Source organism: Planctomycetota bacterium, assembly GCA_026387035.1.
Lineage (GTDB): Bacteria > Planctomycetota > Phycisphaerae > FEN-1346 > FEN-1346 > JAPLMM01.
The window spans coordinates 1-2,634 of the sequence record JAPLMM010000292.1; the positions used below are offsets into that span (position 1 = coordinate 1).

Annotated in this window: 4 protein-coding genes and 1 pseudogene; 3 read left to right on the top strand and 2 right to left on the bottom strand. The window is 66.2% G+C overall.

Annotation, left to right across the window (positions count from 1 at the left end):
* The coding region (locus NTX40_11150; GenBank protein MCX5649631.1) for an MgtC/SapB family protein at positions 1–230 on the bottom strand (230 nt) is incomplete at its 3' end.
* Between the two features lie 165 nt (positions 231–395).
* Between NTX40_11150 and NTX40_11155 the strand changes: the two genes are divergently transcribed.
* Complete coding sequence (locus tag NTX40_11155) at positions 396–968, top strand: YbhB/YbcL family Raf kinase inhibitor-like protein (protein MCX5649632.1); 573 nt, start codon at positions 396–398, stop codon at positions 966–968.
* A gap of 257 nt (positions 969–1,225) precedes the next feature.
* On the opposite strand, the gene NTX40_11160 is transcribed toward NTX40_11155, so the two are convergent.
* Entirely contained in the window at positions 1,226–1,435 is a 210-nt protein-coding gene (locus tag NTX40_11160; protein MCX5649633.1) for a hypothetical protein, read from the bottom strand.
* 239 nt (positions 1,436–1,674) lie between these two features.
* Between NTX40_11160 and NTX40_11165 the strand changes: the two genes are divergently transcribed.
* Both NTX40_11165 and NTX40_11170 read left to right on the top strand, forming a co-directional pair.
* Positions 1,675–1,821 carry a hypothetical protein gene (locus NTX40_11165; GenBank protein MCX5649634.1) on the top strand — a complete coding sequence of 49 codons (147 nt, stop codon included), beginning with the start codon at positions 1,675–1,677 and terminating at the stop codon, positions 1,819–1,821.
* Between the two features lie 96 nt (positions 1,822–1,917).
* Positions 1,918–2,634 (top strand): annotated as a pseudogene (locus tag NTX40_11170) (lyase family protein).

Consider the following 2,634-nt stretch of genomic DNA (forward strand, 5'->3'; position numbering starts at 1 on the left):
AGCATCCCCTTGACGACGCGCAGCGGGTCGCCCGACCCGATGCGCAGGGTGACGAGCGTGAAGAGGCACGCGCCGAGGGCCAGGAGCATGTGGGTCCTGAGGCCGGCTGCCTTGTCGTGGGCCTCTCGCTGCCAGCCGATGAGCGCCCCGCACGCCGCCGCCAGAACCAGCCGGCCGACCATCGTGCCGTACGTCGCCAGATCGATCGAAGAATCAAATGAGTAAAACATCGCGCCCGGCTCCACCGGCCCAACCGCATAGGGTGGACCGTATTCTACAGACGGGCGGCGCGGCGGAGCAACCGTTTTCATGCTTGCAGCCGGCCGGTGCGGCGCGCATGATGGATAATGGATAAGGGAAAGCGAGGGCGGACGGTTCGCAGAAGGGATGCGAACATGGGTACGAAGCCCGGCAAAGCGGTTCGGCGGGCGGCGCGGATGCTGGCGCTTGCTGCGGCCCTGGCCGTCGCCACGTGTGACCGCCCGCCCCCAACGGAGGCCACGATGAAACTCACAAGCCCGGCGTTCGCCAACGGCGCGCGGATTCCCGTCCGGCACACGGGAGAAGGGGACGACCGCTCGCCGCCGCTGGAGTGGACCGACCCGCCGGAGGGAACGAAATCCTTCGCCCTCATCTGCGACGACCCGGACGCGCCGCGCGGCACGTGGGACCACTGGCTCGTCTGGAACCTGCCGGCGACCTTGAGGCAACTGCCCGAGGGCGTGCCGACGACCAAGACGTTGCCCGACCTGGGCGGCGCGATGCAAGGCAACAACTCGTGGCCGAAGATCGGCTACGGCGGGCCGATGCCGCCGCCCGGCCACGGCACGCACCACTACCACTTCGTCCTCTACGCGCTCGACGCGCCGCTGGACCTCGCGCCGGGGGCGAACAAGGCGGCCCTCCAAAAGGCCATGAAGGGCCGCGTCCTCGCCGAAGCACGCCTCATGGGAACCTACAGCCGATAGTTCTACAACGCTATCTCAACGCAGAGATCGCAGAGGCCGCAGAGGGAGGATGGAGCAACAACGACAAGGCGATTTCCGTCAGCGGCTCACAAAGCATGTTGTTTGCCGTTCCCCTATCTTTGCAGTTCTCCGCGCTCTCTGCGTTCTCTGCGTTGAAGAAAACTGCGTAGAAATAGGCCGGGGCCGAAAAGCAGCGCGGCGATCCCGACTAGTCGGGACCGCCGCGCTTTCCTTATCCGTTTTGCTTCCGCCGACGACTACTTCGTGCCGCCTTCGGTCGCGCCTTCGGTCTTCTTCTCGGTCTCCCTCGTCCGTTCGCCATACGCGAGCCTTCCGACGGCGCGCATCGCGTACGCGGGGCCGTCTTTCTCGCCGAGGACTTTCACCGCCGCCGCCTTGAACGTCGCGATGGCGGCCTTCAGTTCCGTCACGGCCGGCGCCAGCGCCGTTTCCTGCTCCGCCGTCAACTTGACTTCCGGCGCGCGAGTCCGCCCGCCGCGAGCCTCACCCGTTCTGCCTTCGCCGCGGGGGGTTCCCTCTTCGGCGGCCCACCCCGCTCTGACTTACTCCATGCCTAACGCACGACCCCCAAACTTATTGCACAAAGGGCGCCCCCCTTCACTCCCGAAAACGTCTTTCCTGCGGGCGGCAATAGGAGTAGAGTGGTACGCGAACGGACTGCCCCGGCCATGCAAAGAGGCGCCCCGTGCTCGAGAACTTGAAAGTCGAGGTTTGCCGGGCCAACCGCGAGTTGCCCCGGCGCGGCCTGGTGGCTTGGACGAGCGGCAACGTGATCGCACGCGGCCAAGAGAGCGGTGGCGGGTTTGAAAAGATTTTCGATTTGCGATTTTAGATTTTCGATTTGAAAAGTCACGGCAACAGCAAGCGCGCGGCGCAGCCGTTCAATCAAAAATCGGAAATCGAAAATAGAAACCACGGAGAGTGAGACATGGCCAAGAACGCTTTCCGCACCGAGAAGGACACGCTCGGCGAGGTCCGGGTCCCCGCCGGGGCCTACTGGGGCGCCCAGACCCAGCGGGCCGTCGAGAACTCTCGCCGCCGCGAGGGCCAACCGCGACCTGGGGAAACTCGACGACCGCCTCGCCGCCGCCATCGAGCAGGCCTGCCGCGAAGTCCTCGACGAAGAACGCTTCCTCGACCAATGGGTCGTGGACGTCTTCCAGGCCGGGGCCGGCACCAGTTTCAACATGAACACCAACGAGGTCCTGGCGAACCGCGCGAACGAAATCCTCGCGGTTCGACCATGCTCACCGCCCCGAGCATGTCGAGGGGGCGCCCCCCTCGGCTCCTACAAAGAGGTCCACCCCAACGACCACGTCAACATGAGCCAGAGCACGAACGACACCTTCCCGACGGCGATGCAGGTGGCCTGCCTCCTGGTGGGGACGGACCTCCTTGCGGCCCTCGACCATCTCGCCGATGCGCTCGAGGAAAAAGGACGCGCCTTTGGCCACGTCCTGAAGAGCGGCCGGACGCACCTCCAGGATGCCGTCCCGGTGCGCCTGGGCCAGGAGTTCGCCGCCTACGCCCTCGCCGTTCGCCGCGCCGTCGAGAACCTCGACCGGGCGCTCGAGGCGTGCGAGGAACTGCCGCTGGGCGGCTCCGCGACGGGCACCGGCCTGAACACGCATCCCGCTTATGCCGC

Bases quoted from the DNA above. Each gene is read 5' to 3' on its own strand.
- NTX40_11155 (MCX5649632.1), top strand. From the start codon at position 396: ATGGGTACGAAGCCCGGCAAAGCGGTTCGGCGGGCGGCGCGGATGCTG.